20 protein-coding genes are annotated in these 21,159 nt (G+C 30.4%); 3 read left to right on the top strand and 17 right to left on the bottom strand.

All coding sequences use genetic code 11. The annotated features are described in order from the left end of the window. Nucleotides 1-2: 2 nt before the first annotated feature. From L8X28_RS07180 to L8X28_RS07140, 9 genes are all read right to left on the bottom strand, one after another. Nucleotides 3-617: a thiamine phosphate synthase gene (locus L8X28_RS07180; protein ID WP_263661170.1), complete on the bottom strand. Its 615-nt coding sequence runs from the start codon at nt 615-617 to the stop codon at nt 3-5. Next, a complete protein-coding gene (thiH, locus tag L8X28_RS07175) occupies nt 607-1,740 on the bottom strand; it encodes a 2-iminoacetate synthase ThiH (RefSeq protein ID WP_263665058.1) in 1,134 nt (377 codons plus the stop codon). The genes L8X28_RS07180 and thiH overlap by 11 nt, the downstream gene beginning before the upstream one ends. Nucleotide 1,741: 1 nt before the next feature. After that, the gene (locus L8X28_RS07170) at nt 1,742-2,500 is read right to left on the bottom strand and encodes a thiazole synthase (protein ID WP_263665929.1); all 759 of its coding nucleotides are present in this window, start codon (nt 2,498-2,500) and stop codon (nt 1,742-1,744) included. Next, nucleotides 2,500-3,300, bottom strand: a complete 801-nt coding sequence (gene thiF, locus L8X28_RS07165; RefSeq protein ID WP_263665928.1) for a thiamine biosynthesis protein ThiF — start codon at nt 3,298-3,300, stop codon at nt 2,500-2,502. The genes L8X28_RS07170 and thiF overlap by 1 nt, the downstream gene beginning before the upstream one ends. After that, the gene (gene thiS, locus L8X28_RS07160) at nt 3,297-3,488 is read right to left on the bottom strand and encodes a sulfur carrier protein ThiS (protein ID WP_257939065.1); all 192 of its coding nucleotides are present in this window, start codon (nt 3,486-3,488) and stop codon (nt 3,297-3,299) included. The genes thiF and thiS overlap by 4 nt, the downstream gene beginning before the upstream one ends. A gap of 31 nt (nt 3,489-3,519) precedes the next feature. Continuing rightward, nucleotides 3,520-4,260 carry a CAAX protease gene (locus L8X28_RS07155; protein ID WP_263665927.1) on the bottom strand — a complete coding sequence of 247 codons (741 nt, stop codon included), beginning with the start codon at nt 4,258-4,260 and terminating at the stop codon, nt 3,520-3,522. Between the two features lie 132 nt (nt 4,261-4,392). Further along, entirely contained in the window at nt 4,393-5,493 is a 1,101-nt protein-coding gene (gene dapE / locus L8X28_RS07150; protein WP_263665926.1) for a succinyl-diaminopimelate desuccinylase, read from the bottom strand. A gap of 3 nt (nt 5,494-5,496) precedes the next feature. Continuing rightward, complete coding sequence (locus L8X28_RS07145) at nt 5,497-6,090, bottom strand: LysE family translocator (protein ID WP_263665925.1); 594 nt, start codon at nt 6,088-6,090, stop codon at nt 5,497-5,499. Further along, nucleotides 6,084-6,782, bottom strand: coding sequence for an SIR2 family NAD-dependent protein deacylase (locus L8X28_RS07140; protein ID WP_258107960.1), 699 nt, complete (start codon nt 6,780-6,782; stop codon nt 6,084-6,086). Before L8X28_RS07140 ends, L8X28_RS07145 begins: the two co-directional genes overlap by 7 nt. Before the next feature lie 95 nt (nt 6,783-6,877). Here L8X28_RS07140 and L8X28_RS07135 point away from each other — a divergent pair, with 95 nt between their 5' ends. Beyond that, nucleotides 6,878-7,807: a polysaccharide deacetylase family protein gene (locus L8X28_RS07135; RefSeq protein ID WP_263661175.1), complete on the top strand. Its 930-nt coding sequence runs from the start codon at nt 6,878-6,880 to the stop codon at nt 7,805-7,807. Further along, nucleotides 7,773-8,786, top strand: coding sequence for a hypothetical protein (locus L8X28_RS07130; RefSeq protein ID WP_263665924.1), 1,014 nt, complete (start codon nt 7,773-7,775; stop codon nt 8,784-8,786). Before L8X28_RS07135 ends, L8X28_RS07130 begins: the two co-directional genes overlap by 35 nt. On the opposite strand, the gene L8X28_RS07125 is transcribed toward L8X28_RS07130, so the two are convergent. The 8 genes from L8X28_RS07125 to ileS form a co-directional block, all read right to left on the bottom strand. Continuing rightward, a complete protein-coding gene (locus tag L8X28_RS07125) occupies nt 8,781-10,979 on the bottom strand; it encodes an endonuclease MutS2 (RefSeq protein ID WP_263665923.1) in 2,199 nt (732 codons plus the stop codon). The two genes, L8X28_RS07130 and L8X28_RS07125, sit on opposite strands and share 6 nt — an antisense overlap. After that, a complete protein-coding gene (locus tag L8X28_RS07120; RefSeq protein ID WP_263665922.1) occupies nt 10,979-11,326 on the bottom strand; it encodes a hypothetical protein in 348 nt (115 codons plus the stop codon). Before L8X28_RS07120 ends, L8X28_RS07125 begins: the two co-directional genes overlap by 1 nt. Further along, nucleotides 11,319-12,611, bottom strand: a complete 1,293-nt coding sequence (murC, locus tag L8X28_RS07115; protein ID WP_263665921.1) for a UDP-N-acetylmuramate--L-alanine ligase — start codon at nt 12,609-12,611, stop codon at nt 11,319-11,321. The genes L8X28_RS07120 and murC overlap by 8 nt, the downstream gene beginning before the upstream one ends. Before the next feature lie 697 nt (nt 12,612-13,308). After that, the gene (locus L8X28_RS07110; RefSeq protein WP_133319794.1) at nt 13,309-14,097 is read right to left on the bottom strand and encodes a carbon-nitrogen hydrolase family protein; all 789 of its coding nucleotides are present in this window, start codon (nt 14,095-14,097) and stop codon (nt 13,309-13,311) included. Further along, the gene (xseB, locus tag L8X28_RS07105; protein WP_039628709.1) at nt 14,090-14,263 is read right to left on the bottom strand and encodes an exodeoxyribonuclease VII small subunit; all 174 of its coding nucleotides are present in this window, start codon (nt 14,261-14,263) and stop codon (nt 14,090-14,092) included. The genes L8X28_RS07110 and xseB overlap by 8 nt, the downstream gene beginning before the upstream one ends. Beyond that, nucleotides 14,263-15,714 (bottom strand): IMP dehydrogenase, encoded by a 1,452-nt coding sequence (gene guaB, locus L8X28_RS07100; RefSeq protein ID WP_133319793.1) that lies wholly within the window; start codon nt 15,712-15,714, stop codon nt 14,263-14,265. The genes xseB and guaB overlap by 1 nt, the downstream gene beginning before the upstream one ends. Nucleotides 15,715-15,724: 10 nt before the next feature. Beyond that, a complete protein-coding gene (gene gatA / locus L8X28_RS07095) occupies nt 15,725-17,089 on the bottom strand; it encodes an Asp-tRNA(Asn)/Glu-tRNA(Gln) amidotransferase subunit GatA (protein ID WP_263665920.1) in 1,365 nt (454 codons plus the stop codon). Between the two features lie 99 nt (nt 17,090-17,188). After that, nucleotides 17,189-19,954: an isoleucine--tRNA ligase gene (gene ileS / locus L8X28_RS07090; RefSeq protein WP_263665919.1), complete on the bottom strand. Its 2,766-nt coding sequence runs from the start codon at nt 19,952-19,954 to the stop codon at nt 17,189-17,191. 100 nt (nt 19,955-20,054) lie between these two features. Between ileS and L8X28_RS07085 the strand changes: the two genes are divergently transcribed. Next, on the top strand, nt 20,055-21,146 hold the full coding sequence (locus tag L8X28_RS07085) for a CinA family protein (protein ID WP_133319790.1): 1,092 nt from the start codon (nt 20,055-20,057) through the stop codon (nt 21,144-21,146). Nucleotides 21,147-21,159 lie beyond the last annotated feature (13 nt).

Here is a 21,159-nt window from a genome sequence, read left to right as displayed (position 1 = left end):
TTTTAGTCCTTTTGGACTAAAAGATCTTTACACTTTAAAACATAGTTTTTTACATCTTTACTTTTATACAAAGCTTCTCTTATACATACGCCTGCTAAATTTAAATCTTTTAAATGATTTATAGTTTGGATATTTATCCCACCTATAGCATAAATGGGTATTTTTGAAACTTCTAACAAATCTTTTAAATTTTTTATACCCTTTGGTGTTAAATCAGCCTTACATGAGCTTTCAAATACATGTCCGAAAAAAGCATGATTTACTTTAAACTTATAAGCTAAATCTAATTCTTCTTTAGAATGGACAGAAGTACCCAAAAGCTCAAATTTTTTATAACTTTGTGGGTAATTTTGTAAAATTATTAAGGGAGCATGAAAAAATTGATGATTTAATTTTAAACAAGCTTCATAATGATAATGCAAAAAGCAAATTTTTTGAGTTTTATTAAAAATTTTTAATACTTCTTTGGCTAATTTAGTATATTCTAACTCATCCAAATGTTTTTCTCTAAGCACTAAAGCATCAATACTACTTTGACTTAGTTTTTCAATAAAATTTAAAAAATCTCCTTGGGTATTTTGACTATCGCTAATAGCAATGATTTTTTTATCCCACATAAATACTATCGCTCATTATAGCTTGTAAATTTGCATTTTTTAACATAACTAAAACCTCATCAACACTACGCATATCACTAATTTGAAACTGATCATCACCTTTTTTATCACCTTGGTGCTCACCTACCCCCACGCTTACACCTGCACTCATTTTAGTAGCTCCAAGTTTAATAACCCCGTCTCTAAATCCTGCTCTTTCACGCGTAGAAATCGTAATACTCGCAAAAGGTAAAAATAATCTATAAGCACATAAAACCTGCAAAAGCCTTGTTTCACTTACATCTTTTGGATGAATTTTTTTATTATTGATAATAGGTCTTAATCTAGGGATAGATAAAGCTATTTCAGCATGAGGGTATTTTTGCTGTAAAAAATACGCGTGTAAAGCCGTAGCAAAAGCATCTTTTCTAAAATCATCCACGCCAAGTAAAGCTCCAAAAGCAACCCCTCTCATACCTGCTTTTAACGCTCGCTCTTGTGCATGAAAACGATACTCAAATACACTTTTTTCACCTTCAATATGAATTTTAGAATAAGTTTTTTGATTATAAGTTTCTTGATAAACACTTACATATTCACAACCCTTTTCATGAAGCAATGTATACTCATCTACATTCATAGGATAAACTTCAATTCCCACGACCTTAAAATACTCTTTTGCTATCTCACAAGCTTTGGCAAGATATTCTACGCTAGCATATTCCCTGCCCTCACCTGTTAAGAGTAAAATTTCTTCCAAGCCACTTTTTTTAATCTCTTGCATTTCTTTGTGAATTTCAGCCTCGTTTAGCTTAGCTCTTTTAATATTATTTCCTTTTTGAAATCCACAATAAGTACATTTGCTATTGCAAAAATTAGAAAGATATAAAGGCGTAAAAAGCAAAATGGAATTTCCAAAATATTTTTGAGTAATCTTGCTTGATTTTTGTGCTAAATCTTCTATAAAATCTTCTGCTGCGCTTGAAAGCAAAGCTTTCAAATCTTCTATGTTAAGATAATCTTTAACTAAAGCTTGTTTTACATCAAAAGCGCTAAATTTACTTTCATCAAAATTTTTAACTTCTTTTAAAACCTTAGTTAAAATCTCACTTTCAATACTTTGCATATGAGGATATTTTTGCATTTTAATCTCTTAAAAAACCACTCAAAGGCGAGCTTGCACTTGGCGTACTTTCATTTGCTATACCTGCTAAATACGCATTATATCCTGCCTCTATAGCTAACGCAAAAGCCTTTGCCATTTTTGCTACATCTTTAGCTTGAGCTATGGCGGTATTTGCCATCACTGCACTTACTCCCATTTGCATGGCTTCACAAGCTTGTGCGGGATTTCCTATGCCCGCATCAACTATAATAGGCAAGCTAATTTCGTTAAGCAAAATTTGTATAAATTCTTTAGTTTTTAAGCCTTTGTTGCTTCCTATAGGTGCTCCAAGAGGCATTATAGCAGCAGCTCCCACACTTGCCATAGCACGCGCTACATATAAATCAGGATACATATAAACCAAAGGTGTAAAACCCTCATTTGCTAAAAGTTCTACCGCTTTTATACTTTCATAATTATCCGGTAATAAATACTTACTATCGCTAATTACTTCAACCTTAATCATATCTCCACAGCCAAGCTCTCTTGCAAGTCTTGCTATACGCAATGCCTCATTGGCATTTCTTGCACCTGAAGTATTTGGTAAAAGCTTAATGTGCTTTGGGATAAAATCAAGTATATTTTCTATGCCTTTATCATTTACCCTACGCAAAGCTAAGGTGATAATCTCAACTTTTGCTTCTTCAATGGCTGATTTTATAAGCTCAAAAGAAAATTTCCCAGAACCTAAAATAAACCTGGAATTAAACTCATATTTTCCTATTTTTAATTTTTCCATTACTCACTCGCTAAAAGTTCTAAAACTAAATTTGCTTGATGTCCTGCGCAAATATTTACACGCGGTGCCATAAGTCCATTGCCTACTTTTGCCTCATTTTTTAAATCACCACAAACATAAAAGTTTTTTGCGATTTTTCTTGTTTGTATGCTGTTGCTATCGCCATATCCTGCTAAACCAGAAGCACAAATTAATGTTTTTTGAGGATAGTATTGGTGAAAATTTTGCGCTAAAAGGGCTTTGTATTTTGCACTATCAAAGGCTTCACAAACTATATCATCATTTGTAAAAAGTTTGGCTATATTTTCTTTTTCTATTTTTAAAACTTGCGCAAATACTTCTATAAAAGGATTAATCTTACTAATTTGATCTTTTAAAGCTTCAACCTTAAATTTACCCAAATCTTTCACCATATAAGCTTGACGATTAAGGTTACTTGGCTCAACCACATCAAAATCAATCAAATGAAGCCTACCAACCCCGCTTCTTGCTAAATTTATAGCTATATGCGAGCCAAGTCCACCAAGTCCACACACTGCCACACTTGCCTTTTTAAGCTTATCATGAAGTTTTGGAGTATGTCTTGCCCTCATCATCGCATCAAGAGCTTCATATGGTGGTAAAGTATTTTTTTCTATACAAAAAAGCTCATCATTTTCTTTTAGATCCAAACTTTCTTTTGTTGCAAAACCATTGACTATCCATACATCATTTTCATTTTTACTCACACTTTGAAAAAATTCCAAAGTGTTTTTAAAATGCGTGTCTATCATACTACCATTAAATTTAATTCTCATCAACCACCACCTACAAAAGTAACAATCTCTACTTTATCATTTTCTTTTAAAATCAAATTTTCAAATTTATCCCTTGGGATAATTTCTCCGTTTAATTCTAAGGCAATAAATTCTATTTTTAATTGCTTTTCTTTAACATAATCCATAAATCTAAGCTCTTTTAACTCAAGCTTTTTCCCATTGATAATCATTTAAAACCTTTATTTATTTTACTTAAAATACTTACTCACTGACATTATTATAATTAAATCTTAAAATAATAGCTTCTTTTATCTCTCCAATATCAATAGCATCTTCTAAATTATAACCAAATCTCAAAAGTAAAATTTCCAAATCTTTTTTAAATTTTATTTTTGTAGGTTTATTATGATAGGTTTCATTTCTAGCTTTTCTTATTTGGCTTAGTTTTGTCTTAAGATGTTCTTTGGTGCCAAAACTTGGTAAGACTTGATTTTTATATATTTTTTTATCTTTAAATATATAAGCAAATTCACTCCAATGATCTATTAATATCTCTTCTAAATCAATCAGACAAAAATCATCAAAAATTTGCCAAGTGCTATTATATTCATCTATTTTTTGACATCTCTTTTTAACTTTTTTTAAAAGATTTTTCAAAGCAAGATTAAAAACTTCTTCACTAGATTTAAACCAATCATCATCTAACTTATTATACAAATTTGCTATTTTTACTGCTAAAGTACTTCTTAGAGCATTTTCATAACATTGTAAAAGTAAAAAATTTGCTTGATGATTTTTGCGTCTTTTGGAATAAATTTTCATAATTAGCTCAAACAAATCTTCGCATTTTTGATTTTTTTCTAAAATCTTTTGTGCTTCTTTGCAAGCTCCCCACAAATATCCAAAATGCAAAACATTAATCTCTTTTATCATTCTAAATTTAAAATTGATAAATAGCTTTTCTATTTTTTCATAGCTACTTACATCAAGCTCAAAAGACATTTTACTTCCTATTAACTCCATTTTAAAAATTAATGATATAATTTTAGAAGTTTAGAGGGCTAACTTGCCGGTAGCTGCAAGGTACTCTTAAATGAGAGGCTACTCTAAATTCCTATTACATCCATGCTTTTCCTAGTTAAAATTCTCTAATAAATCTTTAAAAACTAAATACAATTTTTCAAGCTCTTCTATACTCACTCTTTCATCAATTGCATGAATTCTATCATTGCACACGCCAAATTCTACTACTTTCACACCAAACTCAGCAAAATATCTTGCATCGCTTGTACCACCTTTGGTGTTAAGTTCTGGCACTACTTGAGTGATTTTTTGTACACTCTCATTTAGCTTTTGTACGATTTTAGAATCACTTTGTGTTAAAAAAGGATTTGAACTTTGATTTATGCTCAACTCATAATCAAGTCCTTCACAAGTCTTTTCTACATAAGCTTTTACATCTTCTAAGCTAGTTTGTGGAGAATTTCTTACATTAAACATCAATTTTAAATCATTTGGGGTTACATTGCACACTTCCATACCACCGCGTATATCAGTAATAACGATTTTAGATGGTGCAAATACCTCATCGCCTGGATCAAGATCAAAACCTGCTAAAAATTTCAAAGCAAAAGCAAAATTATGCACAGGATTAATGCATTTTTGCGGGTATGCTACATGGCCTTGTTTGCCTTTGATAAGCAATTTTGCATTGATAGAACCACGACGCCCTATTTTAATACTATCTCCAAATTTTTTATCACAAGTTGGCTCAGCAACCACAGCAAAATCAGGTAGCATATCTTTTTCTTGCATAAATTTAAGCACTTCAAGCGTGCCAAATTTAGCCTCGCCTTCTTCATCGCTTGTTAAAATCAGTGAAATTCTTCCTTTGAAATTTTCTACCTCCTTAACTGCACACATAAAAGCAGCCACGCCACTTTTCATATCTTGTGCACCTCTTGCATGAATAAACCCATCTTTTTCTAAAGGCTCAAAAGGATCACTGCTCCAACCCTCTCCTGCAGGCACTACATCTACATGCCCGCCAAAAGCTAAATGCTCGCCATCATCACTAATTTTTTTAGTCAGCAAAAGATTTTTCACACCTTCTTTTTCTATAAAAAAAGCTTCAAAATCACTTAACTCCACTGCAATATAATTTAATGCTCCATCATCATCTGGGGTGATGGATTTAAATTTGCTCAATTCTTTAAAAATTTCAACTACTTGCATGTTCTATCCTATAAAAGCTTTATACAGCATAGAAAGAGCAAAATACTCTAAAATAAATGCTGAAAAAAGATTAATGTAAAATATATGTTTGTTTTTTACAAGTGCTTTGAATTTAGACACAAAAAACGATAGAGTAAAAATCCAAAACACAATAAAACCAACTAAACCAAAAAGCAAGGCAAAAGAGTTTTTACTCTGCATGCTAAGCCCTGCTACACTCACCCAAAAGCCTATAACATAAGGATTTGTAACATTTAAGAAAAATCCTTTGCTAAAACCTTTTAAAGGATGTGTTTTATTTACCTTGTTAAGATCGACTTTTCTTGTTTTTCTTAGTATTAAAAATACCATAAAACTCAAAAAGAAAAAGCCAAAAACCGCTAGTATTTTATAAAAAAATTCATTATTTGCAAAGCTTAAAAGCCCAAGATTAATCAAAATCAAAAAAAGTATATCAGCACTTAAAGCACCGAGCCCAACGCAAAAAGCATTTTTAAAAGAAGACAAAGCAGTATTTAAGATCAAAATATTTACAGGTCCAAAAGGCACAGACACACCCATACCTAAAACTATACCTTGTAAGATTACTTCTAGCATTTTGCTTCCAAGAAATTTTCTATATCGGTTTTGATTTTATCAATAGCCGTGCAAACATCTTCTATATAAACTTTAGTAAAATTACTTTCTAAATATTTATCCTCATCAAGATTGTTTAATATACTTTGCTTACATACTCTTGCATACTCTCCCACGGGTAAAACCTGCCCGCTTGTGCCTATACATACAAATAAATCACAATTTTGTAATTTTTCATATAAAATTTTATAATTTGGTGCCATTTCTTCAAACATCACAATATTGTGCCTTACACTTTTGCTTTGACATTTAGGACAAATTTTATCATCACTACTTTCATAGTCTATGTTAAAAATATTTTCACACTCTAAACACCTAAGCTCAGGTAAAAAGCCATGCAAATGCACCACTTCTTCACAACCTGCTCGCTCTAATAAATCATCTACATTTTGCGTTAAAATGCTAATTTGTTTTGGAAATTTTTGTTTTAATAAAGCGATGATTTCATGTGCGTGATTTGGCTTAACACCAGCTAACTCTTTTCTTCTTTTATTGTAAAATTCCAAAACTTTTTTAGGATTTTTTCTAAAGCCAGTTGCAGAGCAAACTTCCATCACATCATGCTCTTCCCAAAGCCCACCACTAGCTCTAAAAGTCTTTATACCACTTGGAGCAGACAAACCTGCCCCGCTTAAAATCATCACTTGTTTCATTATTAAACCTTGTTTAAAAGAGTAACAAAAAAAATATTAAATTTAAGTTTTATTTTTTAAAGATAGCTTTGATATAATATCCAAAAAGGATAATTATGAAAATAATAATGTATCACTACATAAGAGAAAAAGTAAAAAAATTACCTAATTTTAGATATTTACATATTGAAAATTTTAAAAAACAATTAGATTTTTTTGAAAAAGAATTTGGATTTGTAAACCTTGAAGAATTTTTATTTTTAAAAGAAAATCCATTGTTTTGTAATAAATTAAAAAATAAAATTCTATTAACCTTTGATGATGGACTTAAAGATCATTATAATTATGTCTTTAACGAACTTACAAAAAGAAAGCTTTTTGGTATATTTTTTGTTCCTACTCGTATATTTAAACAGAAAAAAGCACTAGATGTTCATAGAATACATTATTTACTTGGAAAAATGGGGGGGGGGATTTTATTAAACACTGCCTATAATATTATAAAACCAAGCATGTTAAAAAGATCTTCTTTAAAACTTTTTAAAAACTATTATCAAGAATTGGATGATGATAAAAGTACAAAAGACTTTAAACTCTTATTTAATTATTTTATAAAACCAGAATATAAAGAAAAAATTTTAGATCAAGTTATTACAAATTTTTGGAATGATGATGAAATTTTTGATAATTTATATTTAAGTAAAAATGAATTGAAAACAATGAGTGATAATGGTATGTTGATAGCTAGCCATAGCTTTACCCATTTAAGCTTTAAAACATTGAACATATATAACCAAAAATATGAGCTAAAATCCTCTATAAATTTTTTAAACTCTTTTATAAAACCACCAATACAAATATTTTCTTATCCCTATGGAGAAAGCACCTCTTATGCAAAAAGATGGCTTAAAAAATATAATTTTGATTTTGCTTTTAGCTCCATACCTTCAAAAGATATTAACTACAAAGACTTAATCAATAATCCTTTTGCTCTTCATAGGTATGATTGCAATGAGTTTATATATGGAAAGGCTAACTATGGTTGAAATCCGTTTTGCAAAATTAGAAGAAGCAAACAAAATAATGGAATTTATAAAAAATCATTGGAATAAAAATCATGTATTTGCCTATAACAAAGAAGCGCTTGATTTTCAGTATTTAGATAAATACAACCAAAGGTATAATATTGTTTTGGGATTAGAAGATAATATTATTCAATCTATATTAGGCTTTACCTTGCTTAGTCAATATGATGATAAACTCGAAGCCAACAAAGATTTATGGTTTGGAATTTGGAAAAGCATTAAACCTACATTTGGATTAGTATTAATTAAATTTCTACTAGAAACTTTAACACCAAAATCAATTGGAAATGCTGGATTATCAGAGTATGGTATAAAATATTATAAACTTTTTTTATATGATAAAATAGAACCACTTAAGCATTTTTATATTAAAAATGATAAAAAAAATATTTTTTATATGGCTGATTTTGCAAATTCTCCATCGATATGCAACTTAAAAAATATTAATTTTACATATAAAATTTTAAATGCAGAAGAATTCATAAAATCAAATATTAAATTTAATTTTATACCTTATAAATCCAAAAAATACTTTATAAACAGATACTACAACAACCCTTTTTACAAATATCAATTTTTGGGAATATTTGAAAAATCTACACTAAAATGTATTTTTGTTACAAGAGAAATAAAAATACTTCAAGCAAAATGCATTAGAATAGTTGATTTTATAGGTAATTTTACAGAAAATATTTATAGTCTTTTTCAAGAATTTTTAATACAAAATGATTATGAATATATTGATTTTCTTTGCTATATTAACGATTTTTCAAAAATTACAAATATGGGATTTATAGAAAAAAATAAAGAAGTGATTACAAATTATTTTGAACCTTTTATTAAAGAAAATCAAGATATCTATTTTGCATATAAATGTAATAATAAAAACTATGCATTTTTTAAAGGTGATAGTGATCAAGATAGGATTAATAAATTATAATTTAACCACCTTAGCACCAAAACCACCTTGATTAATCGGAGCATCATTAAAGCTTTTTACACTTTTGTGAGCTTTTAAAAACTCTTTTACCGCAAAAGCTAGTTTTCCTGTGCCTATACCATGATAAACTATCACCTCATCAAAACCTACTATCAAAGCATCAGAGATAAATTTATCTAATCTTTCAAGCGCCTCATCACTTCTTAAGCCGTGTAAATCTAAAGTCATATTCAAAGCACTTGGACGGGTTATATTGACACTTGATTTTACCTTTTGTGTAGGGTTTTGATTGCTTTTTTTAAGAAGCTTTAATGGCACACGCAAACTCAAACCATCGCTTTGAATCATCGCATCGTTTTTTGAAATTGCAGTGATTTTACCTTTGATTTTTTCATATTTAACAAAATCCCCTACTCTAAGCTCTTCATTTTGCTCCATACTTGGTAAAACAATACTTTTTTTAAGTTCATTGGCTTTGTTTAAATTTCTTTGTTTTTCTTTAATATCTTTTAGATTTATCGTTTTTTTAGCTTCTTCTATGGCTTTGTGGTATTTAAACTCTAAATTAGAAATAAGCTTTTTAAATTCTTGCTCATTTTTTTCTTTTTGATCTTTAAGTGAAAGTAAAATTTCATCTACCTTAGCTTCTTTTTTCTCAAGCTCTTCATTTTTCTTGCGTAAAGAAAGTTCAAGATTGATGTTTTTACTTACCATTTCTTCTAAATTTTCTTTATCTTCTCCATAAAGCTTTTTAGCATTTTGCACTAAATTTGCACTTATGCCATATCTTAAAGCCGTTTCAAATGCATAAGATTTACCTATAGTGCCTTTTAAAAACTCATATTTTGGGCGTGATAATTCCTCATCATACAAAGCAGCGATAAGTTCTACTTGTGAATTTTTAGCTAAAAGCATAGCAAGGCGTTTGTGGTGGGTTGTAATGATGATTTTATTATCTTGTTCTAAAAGCTTAGAAATAAGCTCAGTATATAAACACACAGCTTCTTCAAAATCTGTTCCAAGCTCTATCTCATCAACCCCTAATAAAACATTTTTCTTACCTAAAAGCTTAGAAAAATGCAACATTCTTCCTGCAAAAGTAGAAATATCATTTTTTACATTTTGTGGATCTTCTAAAATCGCATCAAATTCTTTGAAATTGCCTATTTGGCTTTTTTGTGCATTAATTCTCATAGGAAGTAAATGCTTTGCAAGTAAAGCTGCACTTAAAATTCCTTTTAAAAGCATAGACTTACCACCTGCATTTACACCCGTGATGATTAAAACTTTTTTATTAAACTCTATATTAACACTTTTTGCATTTTTTAAAGCCGGATGTGCGAAGTTATATAAGCTTAAATTATTAGAGCTATCAGCTAAAACAAACTCATAATCATGTTTTTTAGCCATCAAAACTCTAGCGCTATAATGATCAAATAAATCAAAAGCATTATTGATAAATTTCAAAAACATCAAATTTTTATAAAAAATCAAGCTGATTTTTTTAGCATATTCATAAAAAATTTCTTCTTTAGTATCTTTGATTTCATCTATTTGACTTTGGATTTTTTCTACGCTTAAAGGCACCACATAAAATCCACCGCCACTACTTCTACCTATGATTTTTGCTTTTAAGATATGATTAAACCCACCGCGTAAAAGTAAGGCCTCCATACCATTGATAAGATGGATTTGCGTATCGATCAAATATGCACTAAGATTTTTAGTATAGGTGAGTTTTTTAAACTCAGCTACCAAACTTTCTTTTTTTATCTTTAGAGCTAAATTTAGATTAACAAGTCTTTCATCAACACTTTCTTTAATCTCACCCTTTTCATCAAAATACTCAAAAAGCTCTAAAATAGCCTGTGGAATTTCTATTTTTAAAAGCCATTCTTTTAAACTTTCTTCAAATTTTAAGCCCTTTAAGTATCTAAAATACATACAGATTTTAATAAATTCAAAGCTTTGGCTTAAATGTAAAATTCCTTGCTTACTAAGATGAGTTAAAGCACTATTTAGCTCTTCTATCATAGGTGGAGGATTAAAATCAATCAGCGAAAGCTCATTGATTCTTTTATAATGAAGCTTGCTGTCACCTTGTAAAAAAATTTCTTTATCTCTTGCAAAAAGTCCCCTAAAGTCTTCTATATAGCCATCTAAATCTAGCTTTTTAAAAAATTGCTCTTGCATTATTTATCTACCTTGCAATCTTTTATATCAAAAACATGGGCTTTAAATTGTTTATTTTTACCATTTGAAATAAAACTTTGCGTTCCATGTTCAAAGTTAAAATACTCTTTAGTGACATTAACATCTTTGCAAATTAGACTTTGTCCTTGTAAAAATGCATTGAGCGTTTCTTTTTTCAAAACCCCACTTCTTGTGGCACTTAGCTCAAATTTAATCGCAAAGACAATCATCAAAATCAATACTAAAATCAAAAGATAATTACTAATCTTGCCTATTTTTTTACGCAAAAAAATGAAAAAAAGTAAAATCGCAAAAAAAGCTAAGATATATAAAAAAATCTTAAACATACTTACCCCTAAGCTTTGTGCTTATATCTCCTGCACCAAAACCGATTACCAAGCCATTTTCAATCAACTCATCATCAAGATAAATAGCACTTTCTTCTCTTTTGATTTCTTTTATAAATTTAGCTTTTGGAAAGTATTTTTGCATATTAATCTCTATTTTAGCTTCTCCTGCTGCATACACAGGTAAAATATAAAGCTCATCAACATTTGCTAAAACCTCGCTAAAATACTCTATATTTGCACTTAAACGCGTATAACGATGAGGCTCAAAAATAGCTATGATTTTTTTATATCCAGCTAGCCTTGCATACTCACTTGTTGCTTTAAGTGTTGTTTTGATTTCTGTTGGATGGTGTCCATAATCATCAATCAAAGCCATATTTTCATTTGCAAACAAAATATCAAATCTTTTTTTAATCCCTTGATATTTTAAAAGCTTAGTTCTTAGCTCTTCTATATTTATAAATTCACTCGCAGCCAAAATAGCCAAAGCAGCGTCCATCGCCACATGCTCACCCATACCAAAAACGCTAAATTCGCCTAAATCTTTAAGTGTAAAATAGGTTTTTGGCTTAAAATCTTCTACTTTCATATAAATATTTGTGATATCTTTGCTTGGGTAAAGCTTTTTTGCATTATTTAAATTTAAACTTGACAAAAACTCATCTTCAGCATTAATCACTTGAATTTTGGACAAACGCAAAAAGTCTTCATAAGCTTTGTATAATTTTGAAAGATCATTTCCATAATGATCTAAATGTTCTGCTTCAACATTAGTCACTATAGCTAAATAAGGATTTGAGTTCAAAAAAGAACTATCACTCTCATCAGCTTCAAAAATGAGATTTTCGCTTTCTTTATAAAGCATATTGGTGCCACTTTCTTTTAGCACCGCACCAATAATAACAGAAGCTTCTATCAAGCTTGCTAAAATGCTTGAAGTTGTGCTTTTACCATGGGCTCCCGCAACCGCAAAAACTCTTTTGTCTTTTAAAATCATAGGCAGGGCTTCTTTTCTTGAAAGCGTTGTGATGTTTTGTTTTTTTGCGCTGATTAATTCCTCATTATCTTCTTTGATAGCAGCTGAATACACCACTAAATCCACATCTTTGACATTGTCTTTATGATGAGGAATTTTTATATTTATACCTTCTTTTTCTAATTCTTTTGTGATTTTACTTTCTTTGATATCAGAACCACTAATCTTAAAGTCTTGTTCTTTTAAAAATCTCGCCAAAGCTGAAATTCCAATACCACCTATACCTATAAAATGAATTTTTTGCATTCTTGCCTCAAATTTTTTGAAAATTTAAGGCAAAATTCTATCATTTGTTTACTAAAAATAAAATATAAACTTTTTAATGAGTATTTATTTTATCCTGATATAAATCATATAGCCACATCAAAATATTTACACAATCTTATATAAATTATTAATACTAAAACTACTTTATATTTAATTTAGTATTAATATAACAATATTAAAATAAAAATATTAAGTTTAAATTAATTTAAAAAAATAAAATTGCAAAATATTTTATAAATAAATAAGGAGTAAAATTTGATCAATCCACTAAAAGTTTTTAGCACTATAAATCTAGTGTGGCTTATAAGACATTATGTGTTTGCAGCATGTATTTTTTTATTTTACCACTCCACTATCTAGCAGCATTTCATTTTTTATTATGTTAGGAATTAATTTTTATTATTTCCTTTTGCATGTTTTGTATGGAAAGAACTAAAAAATATACTGCTTGGAGATAATGTATTTTTTATCAATACTCTTTTTTTAATCATTGCAAAAATAGTTATAAAATTTTTATTATTTATGCTTGTCTTGCCAATTGGAATAATAGGATTTCCAATTCTTTGGCTTATAGTTAATAAACAAAATAGTTAAATCCAAATTTACTATATTAAATTGTTAATTCTAACAAATTATACTTTATATTAAAAGTATAATTTGTGTTTTAAAATATAAGCTATTCTTCATAATTTTTCACAAGCTTATCAAAGCCCCATAAATTTCTAGCTTCATTTGCCTTACTAACTTCCACTACAAGCATTTCTTCTTGATCGCCAAGTTGCTCTTGCACTTCGCCAAAAGCATTAATAAAAAAGCTATCTCCATAAAATTTCCACTCATTTTCTTGCTTTAAATTACCTATACGATTAACCCTTAAAATGCTTGTTGAGTTTAAAAAGGCTCTTGTTTTTAAAAGTTCTAGCCATCTTTGATTACTTTCAAAGGTGCTAGCTGTGGGAATGATGACTAAGTCTATCTTTTTTTTCATGATCATTTGCCAAAAGATATCAAAATGTGCCTCAAAGCCAAAAAGCAAAGCACATTTTAAGCCCTCATGTGTGAAAGTAAAAAGTTTAAGCTTATCAGCTTTTTTATTGTTAAAAAATTTTTCTTCATTCCAGTGTGCATAAGGCATTAAAATTTGTTGCTCATACACTTTTACATTTTGTGGACCTACTTTTAAGCATAGTTTTTTTAAACCATCATTTTCAACACTTATGAAAGGTGCAATAATATTTAAATCATATTTTTTAGCAAGTTTTATCAAGCTTGCTTTTTTGCTTTGACTTTGTTCTTTGATCATGCTTTTTGGCATAGTTTTTAGCTCACTAAAAAAGCTATTTAAAACATACTCACCCAAAACCACCAAATTCGCACCACTTTCCTTGGCAGCTTTTAGATAATAATCAAGCCTTGATTCACTCAAAGCCAAAGTGGGAAATTGTAAAGCTACAACACTACTCATCTACTTGCTCGATTTCTAATTTAGCATTTTCAAGCATAGTTCTTGCTTGCTTGATACTTTTTAAACCTTCTTTATAAATTTCTACGCAAGTTTTAAGGTCCAAATCTTTATCATTAAGTTTTTCCAAAGAAAGCTCGGCTTGTTTGATATGATCTTCAAATTCCATTAATTACTCACCTTATAATTTGGTGCTTCAGCAGTGATAGTTACATCATGCACATGGCTTTCTTTTAATCCTGCTGCGGTGATTTCTACAAATTCAGCTCTTTCTTGGAAAGCTTTGATATCTACTGCACCTACATAACCCATAGAAGATCTAAGCCCGCCTAAAAGTTGATGTACTACACTTTTTATACTTCCTACATAAGGCACCCTACCTTCAATACCTTCAGGTACAAGTTTATCTTGAGCTGTACCTTCTTGGAAATATCTATCTGAACTACCTTTTTGCATAGCACCTAAGCTTCCCATGCCACGATAACTCTTATATTGTCTTCCTTGATAAGTAAATAACTCACCTGGACTCTCATCAGTTCCTGCTAAAAGTGAACCTATCATCACACTACTTGCTCCTGCTGCGATAGCTTTTGCAATATCGCCTGAGTATTTTATACCCCCATCAGCGATTACTGGCACGCTGTATTTACTCGCTTCTATTGCACATTCATCTATAGCTGAAATTTGAGGTACACCCACACCTGAAACAATGCGTGTGGTGCAAATACTACCAGGTCCTATACCTATCTTAACAGCGTCTGCACCTGCTTCACATAGATCTTTAACCGCTTTAGCACTTGCAACATTTCCTACTATCACATCTACATTAAATTCAGCCTTAATTGCTTTTAATGTATCAATAATCCCTTTAGAATGTCCATGCGCACTATCCATTACTATAACATCAACTTCAGCTTCTACTAAAGCCTTTACGCGATCAAGCTGACCCACACCCACGGCTGCAGCCACTCTTAATCTTCCATAAGCATCTTTATTTGAATTTGGATATTCTTTGCGTTTTTTCAAATCTTTTATAGTGATTAAACCTTCTAAGCGATTATTTTCATCTACGATTGGAAGTTTTTCTACTTTATTAGTAGAGAAAATCCTTTCTGCATCATCTAAAGTAGAGCCTTTTTTAGCAGTGATTAAAGGCATTTTTGTCATTACATTTTCTACTAAATTATCAAAGTTAGTTTCAAATCTTAAATCGCGATTAGTTAAAATTCCTATTAAAATTTTATTCTCATCTACCACAGGAACGCCTGAAATTCTATATTCAGCCATGAGTTCTAGCGCTTCTTTAACACTTGCTTTAGGCCCTATATAAATAGGATCCATAATCACGCCACTTTCACTTTTTTTAACTCTTTTTATCTCTCTAACTTGTGAAGCTATGTCCATATTTTTATGGATTACCCCTATGCCACCAAGCCTTGCCATCATAATAGCTGCTCTATGTTCAGTAACTGTATCCATAGCAGCTGAAATCAAAGGCATATTTAAGGTGATATTTTTTGTAAGTCTTGTTTTAATATCTACTTCTTTAGGTAAAACCTCAGAATATTGAGGGACTAGTAAAACATCTTCAAAAGTCAAAGCGCGTTTTATGATTTTCATAATTTTTCCTTTATTTGTTTTTGATAATTTCTTCCAAGCTCAAAGCACCATCTAATAAAGTTTGCTCATCATAAGCTTTGCATATAAGCTGAGCAGAAATACTAAGTCCATTTTCATTTTTTCCTACTGGCACACTAATGCCACCAAGTCCTGCTAAATTCACTGAAATAGTAAATACATCTTCTAAATACATTTGCACTGGAGTTTTTATATCGTTAAAACCAAAAGCAACGCTTGGAGTAACTGGCATAAAAATCAAATCACAATCGTTTAAAATTTCTTCATATTTTTGCTTGATAAATCTTCTAGCCTTTTGTGCTTTGATGTAGTATGCATCATAATAGCCACTACTTAAAACAAAGGTTCCTAGTAAAATTCTTCTTTTTACTTCCTCACCAAAACCTTCACTTCTGCTATTTACATACATTTGACTAAGATTGTCACATTTTTCACTTCTTCTACCATATCTTACGCCATCATAACGGCTTAAATTTGCACTTGCTTCGGCTGCTGCTATGATATAATAAGCCGCAACATCAAATGTAGAATCCATTAAGTCTTTATAAACAATCTCATGGCCATTTGCTTTTAACATATCTATAGTTTTTAATAAGGCTTGTTTTACATCATCATTAGTTTGTTCTATATAGTTTTTAATCACAGCTATTTTTAGCTTTTTATTTGCATTTAGTTTTGGCGTAGTTGGCTCAAAAGCTATGTTTACACTCGTGCTATCTTTTTCATCATAACCTGCAATAGCATCATATAAAATCGCAGCATCTTCAACATTTTGCGTTAAAACTCCTATTTGATCAAGGCTTGAAGAATACGCTGCTAAACCATACCTGCTAACTCTTCCATAACTTGGCTTAAACCCAACACAACCACAAAAAGCAGCAGGTTGTCTTACTGAACCACCTGTATCTGAACCCAAACTTGCTAAAGCTATCCCTGCAGCAACCGCAGCAGCACTCCCCCCACTACTTCCACCTGGAACTTTAGTATTATCAAGCGGATTTAAAGTCTTACCATAAAAAGAAGTTGCACTTGTACTTCCCATAGCAAACTCATCCATATTACATCTTCCAAATGGAGTAAAATTATTTTTGCGTAAATTTACAATAGCGCTTGCATCATAAGGAGCCACATAGCCTTGTAAAATTTTAGAACCACAAGTTAATTCCCAATCTTTTACACTAATATTATCTTTTATAGCTACTGGTACGCCAGTACCTGAAGTGCTTAAGTCTTTATTTAAAAACTGCTCTACATAAGCACCTAAATGCTTTTGCTGATGTGCTTTTTCATTTAATTCTTTTTTTAGATTTTCTAATTCTTCATTTGAAAATTCCAAAGCTTCTTTTAAAGTTACCATTATTTATCCTTAAATTTTTTAACCAAATAAAACAAAAAAAGCGTGATAAATAAAAAGCTCAATAAAGTAATCACTACCACGCTAAAAGGTAAAGCTTGCTCAAACATTTTTTGCTTTTTCCACACTATTACATCTTGGACATAAACATTCTTCTTCTTTTGCTAAAAATTTCCAACATCTTGGACACTTGTGCAATAAAGAACGCACTATTTTAAAACTATGATCATCTATTTTAAACTCACTCAAAGCTTCTTTATCATCTAAGCTTTCTATAGAGCTTACCATAAACCAATCAGCTACTTCTTCAATATCTTCACTCAAAAGCTCATTTGCACTTGTTTGCAAGCTTAACTCTAAGGTTGATTTGATGATTTTGTCTTTTTTTAATACATCTACAAGCTCAAAGAATTTTTCTCTTGATTTTATAAATAAATCATCTTCGATTTTATACTCATAATCAAAGCCATTTTTTAATACCAAATCAAAAACATCTTTAGCATTTTCTTTAATAGCCACATTTGCATGTTCTAAAGCTTCATCTATAGTGTAAGTTAAACTTGGAGCTAAAAGTGCAAAAAGTTTTCTAGCTATTAACACCATAGCACTTTGCGCGCTTACTCTCTTTGTGTCATCTTTTGCATTACAATATAATCTATCTTTGCACACATCTAAATAAATTCCACTTAAATCCGCACTTAAGAAATTTAAAAGCACACTAAAGCCTTTTGCAAATTCATATTTTTCAAAAGCAACTTCACATGCTTCAAAAGCAACTTTTGCACGCATTAAAATCCACTTATCTAAAAGTGTGAAATTTTTTGTTTCTAAAAATTCCATATCATTAGTATTTGCAAGTAAAAATCTTATAGTATTTCTTATCTTTCTATACTGCTCGCTTACTTGTTTTAAGATATTATCTGAAATTTTTAAGTCCGTTGAATAATCACTAAGCATTATCCAAAGTCTTAAAATTTCTACCCCATAATTTTTAGCTACATTTTGAGGTAAAACCACATTACCCTTAGATTTACTCATTTTTTGACCCTTTTCATCTACGGTAAAGCCATGAGTAAGTATGTTTTTATATGGGGTTTTGTGATTGATCGCGGTAGAAATTAAAAGTGAGCTTTGAAACCATCCACGGTGCTGGTCACTTCCTTCAAGATACATTGAAGCTTGATATTCTCCTGCATCATATCTTGCTGAGTTTAATACTGCTTCCCAAGTGCTACCACTATCAAACCAAACATCTAAAATATCATAAACTTTTTCTAAATTATTTGGATCATATTTGCTATTTGGCGGTAATAAATCTTTTATTTCTAAATCCCACCACGCATCAGCTCCATTTGCTTCAAAAATTCCCACCAAATGATCTAAAACATCATCATCAAAAATCACTTCTTTGGTGTTTTTATCTCTAAAAAATGCGATAGGCACACCCCAATCTCTTTGTCTTGATATACACCAATCAGGGCGATTTTCTATCATAGAACTAAGTCTTTTTACCCCACTTTCTGGGTAAAATTTCACATTATTTAATTGCTCTAGTGCTAGTTCTCTTAAAGATTTTCCATCTAATTTTTTCTCATCCATTAAGATAAACCATTGTTTTGTGGCTCTATAAATAACCGGTTTATGTGTTCTCCAACAAAATGGATAAGAATGTATAAATTTAGAACTCTCAAGCAAAGCTCCGCCAAGCAATTCTAAAATACGCTCATTTGCTTTGAAAATATGAAGTCCTATAAACTCATTTAATAAATACTCTGGCAAAAGCCCTTTAGCTCTTAGTGTTTCATCATAACACCCACCATCATCTACTGGCATAATCACTTCAATGCCATATTTTAAGCACACATAATAATCATCCTCACCATGACCTGGTGCAGTATGCACAAGCCCTGTTCCACCTTCCATTAAAACATGATCGCCTAAAATAAGAGTGGATTTTCTTTGATTAAGTGGATTAATAGCACTTAAATTTTCAAATTCAGAACCTAAAAGTTCTTTTTGAATTTTTCCTTGAGTGAAGTTTTTATTAATCATATTTTCAAGCAAGGCTTTAGCAAAAATATAACCTTCTTCAGTGATAACATATTTTTCATTTGGATTTAAAGATATAGCTTGATTTGCCGGTAAAGTCCAAGGCGTGGTAGTCCAAATGACTGCTTTAGCTTTTTTTACACCTAGCTTTTCAAGGGAAGTTTTATCAAGTTCAAAAGCTACAAAAATAGAATAATCTTCTTTATCTTCATACTCTACTTCAGCTTCTGCTAATGCACTCTTAGCAGCCCAACTCCAAAAAACAGGCTTACTTCTTTCTAGCAAAAGTCCTTTTTTAGCGATTTTACATAAAGCTTTGTAAATATCTGCCTCAAAAGCATTTTTCATAGTCAAGTATGGCTCATCCCAATCAGCAATCACACCCAAAGACTTAAATTCATCTCTTTGGATATTTACAAATTCTCTCGCATGCTCTCTGCAAAACTCACGAATTTCTTTTTTGCTTAAACTTTGCTTTTTATCTTTAAGTTTAACTTCAACTTGCTGTTCTATCGGTAAACCATGACAATCCCAACCAGGAGTAAAACGCACTTTTTTACCTTGAAAATAATGCATTTTAATGATGATATCTTTTAAAATTTTATTTAAAGCATGGCCAATATGCAAATGTCCATTAGCATAAGGAGGGCCATCATGTAAAGTAAAACTCTCGCTTATTCCTTGTCTTTTTTGTTTCATTTTTTCATAAGCATAGTTGTTTTCAAACCACTTGCTAAAACGCTTAGGCTCAAGCTCTGCTAAATTTGCACGCATTGCAAAAGTCGTATTTGGAAGCAATAGCGTATCTTTATAATCCATATAATCCACCTTGAAAAATTTAAAAATAGTAAATTCTACTTAAAATACTTTTAATTTGCACTTATTTTTTTGTTATAATCGCAATAAAAAAAGGAAAATCATGAAACATCTCATCATCATTATAGGCAATGAAATTATTATTAATGAAAATTATATGCGTTATATACAAGAAGAATACAAAAAGCAGTTTTTAGAGCTTCATGAGTTAAAATTTATAAACAAACCTGATAAAGAACTTCCTTTTTTACTTGAAAAACTTTCTAAAGAATATAGCTATATAACCATTTTTAGCATTAGCGAATACTATGCAACCATAGCTAAGATCATAGCAACCTTAAATGATGATGTTTTAATCTTAGAAAATGATACCCTAGTACCTTCAAAAGCTTTGCGTGAAAAAAATTCCTTTTTAAGTTCTTTTGAGCAATGTCATATTAATTTATTAAACATAAATATAGAGCAAAAATTGCCTTTGATTTTGCAAAATCCTGAACTTGACTATGCGTATTTTTGTCTTTTAGATATAGATGAAATGAGTGCAAATATCTTACTTAGCACACTTACTACTTCTTTTGAAATTCAAACTTGCTCAAGTGCATTATTAGATAATCTCATTTGCATTAGAGCAAGCGCTAGTCAATATGGAAAACTAGAAGGCTTTTTAAAAGGGGTTTTCAAACTTTTTGCAGGAAAAGTATTTTTAGGAAACGATCCTATTAAATTTATAGCCAAAAAACTTTTAGAAAAAAACTTAAAAATTTCCTTTGCAGAAAGTTGTACCGCAGGACTTTGTGCTTCAAAATTTGCTGAAAATTCAGGAATTTCTAATGTGTTTGAGGGTTCTTTGATCACTTATTCTAATCGTTTGAAAAATTCTTGGCTTGGGGTGAGCAATGATACTTTAGAAAGTGTTGGAGAATATTCTGATCGTTGTATTTATTTTATGTTAAAAGGGGTTTTTAAAACCACAAATTGTGATTTTGCTTTAGCGCTTAGTGGGGTAGCTGGAGAAGAGAATGATAAAAACACCAAAGCAGGTACCATCTACATAGGAGCTATGTATAAAGATGGAACCTTTTTACAAGAATGCATTCATATACAAGGCAATAGAAATTACACAAGAGAGCAAGCTAGTTTGGCTGCATATTGTTTAATGCTTAGATTAAAACCTGAAATTTTCTTTGGTGTTTAATTATAAAAGCGGT

Source organism: Campylobacter sp. CNRCH_2016_0050h, assembly GCF_025772605.1.
GTDB classification, from domain to species: domain Bacteria; phylum Campylobacterota; class Campylobacteria; order Campylobacterales; family Campylobacteraceae; genus Campylobacter_D; species Campylobacter_D lari_D.
Note: the sequence above shows the minus strand (reverse complement) of the source record. Positions and strands in the feature narration are given on the sequence as shown.

Bases quoted from the DNA above. Each gene is read 5' to 3' on its own strand.
- L8X28_RS07180 (WP_263661170.1), bottom strand. From the start codon at position 617: ATGTGGGATAAAAAAATCATTGCTATTAGCGATAGTCAAAATACCCAA.
- thiH (WP_263665058.1), bottom strand. From the start codon at position 1,740: ATGCAAAAATATCCTCATATGCAAAGTATTGAAAGTGAGATTTTAACT.
- L8X28_RS07170 (WP_263665929.1), bottom strand. From the start codon at position 2,500: ATGGAAAAATTAAAAATAGGAAAATATGAGTTTAATTCCAGGTTTATT.
- thiS (WP_257939065.1), bottom strand. From the start codon at position 3,488: ATGATTATCAATGGGAAAAAGCTTGAGTTAAAAGAGCTTAGATTTATG.
- L8X28_RS07155 (WP_263665927.1), bottom strand. From the start codon at position 4,260: ATGTCTTTTGAGCTTGATGTAAGTAGCTATGAAAAAATAGAAAAGCTA.
- dapE (WP_263665926.1), bottom strand. From the start codon at position 5,493: ATGCAAGTAGTTGAAATTTTTAAAGAATTGAGCAAATTTAAATCCATC.
- L8X28_RS07145 (WP_263665925.1), bottom strand. From the start codon at position 6,090: ATGCTAGAAGTAATCTTACAAGGTATAGTTTTAGGTATGGGTGTGTCT.
- L8X28_RS07140 (WP_258107960.1), bottom strand. From the start codon at position 6,782: ATGAAACAAGTGATGATTTTAAGCGGGGCAGGTTTGTCTGCTCCAAGT.
- L8X28_RS07135 (WP_263661175.1), top strand. From the start codon at position 6,878: ATGAAAATAATAATGTATCACTACATAAGAGAAAAAGTAAAAAAATTA.
- L8X28_RS07130 (WP_263665924.1), top strand. From the start codon at position 7,773: ATGAGTTTATATATGGAAAGGCTAACTATGGTTGAAATCCGTTTTGCA.
- L8X28_RS07125 (WP_263665923.1), bottom strand. From the start codon at position 10,979: ATGCAAGAGCAATTTTTTAAAAAGCTAGATTTAGATGGCTATATAGAA.
- L8X28_RS07120 (WP_263665922.1), bottom strand. From the start codon at position 11,326: ATGTTTAAGATTTTTTTATATATCTTAGCTTTTTTTGCGATTTTACTT.
- murC (WP_263665921.1), bottom strand. From the start codon at position 12,611: ATGCAAAAAATTCATTTTATAGGTATAGGTGGTATTGGAATTTCAGCT.
- L8X28_RS07110 (WP_133319794.1), bottom strand. From the start codon at position 14,097: ATGAGTAGTGTTGTAGCTTTACAATTTCCCACTTTGGCTTTGAGTGAA.
- xseB (WP_039628709.1), bottom strand. From the start codon at position 14,263: ATGGAATTTGAAGATCATATCAAACAAGCCGAGCTTTCTTTGGAAAAA.
- guaB (WP_133319793.1), bottom strand. From the start codon at position 15,714: ATGAAAATCATAAAACGCGCTTTGACTTTTGAAGATGTTTTACTAGTC.
- gatA (WP_263665920.1), bottom strand. From the start codon at position 17,089: ATGGTAACTTTAAAAGAAGCTTTGGAATTTTCAAATGAAGAATTAGAA.
- ileS (WP_263665919.1), bottom strand. From the start codon at position 19,954: ATGGATTATAAAGATACGCTATTGCTTCCAAATACGACTTTTGCAATG.
- L8X28_RS07085 (WP_133319790.1), top strand. From the start codon at position 20,055: ATGAAACATCTCATCATCATTATAGGCAATGAAATTATTATTAATGAA.